The sequence below is a fragment of the Carboxylicivirga sediminis genome, from assembly GCF_018156225.1.
Lineage (GTDB): Bacteria > Bacteroidota > Bacteroidia > Bacteroidales > Marinilabiliaceae > Carboxylicivirga > Carboxylicivirga sediminis.
In genome coordinates this window covers 1-338 of record NZ_JAGTAR010000125.1, presented here as the reverse complement: position 1 = coordinate 338, position 338 = coordinate 1, and the positions used below count along the sequence as shown (strand labels likewise).

The 338-nt window shown below is 47.9% G+C and carries 1 protein-coding gene; it reads left to right on the top strand.

Features of this window, described 5'->3' with window-relative positions; translation table 11 throughout:
* On the top strand, nucleotides 1-338 hold a 338-nt coding region (locus KDU71_RS22905; RefSeq protein ID WP_212193449.1), incomplete at both ends, for a hypothetical protein.

Sequence of the window (338 nt, the reverse complement as noted above, 5' to 3'; positions counted from 1 at the left end):
ACTACTTATACCTGGACAAAAGGCGGAGTTGTAATTGGAGGTGAAACAGGTGCTACCTTAACCATCGACCCGGCTGATGTAACAGATAACGGAACTTATGGTGTTACTGTTGAAGATTCAAATGGCTGTACAAGTACAGAAGTAACAGTAGTAGTTACCATTCAGGCCTTACCGGTGCCGACCATTAATGGCGATGCCGCTGAGACTACCACCGAATGGTGCGAAGGCGAAGATATAACGCTGACCGGTGGTGGAGGTGCTCCAGGAGCGACCTACTCTTGGTTGCTACCCGATGGTAGTACCCAAAATACTGCTGTTCTGACCATTAATAATGCCGA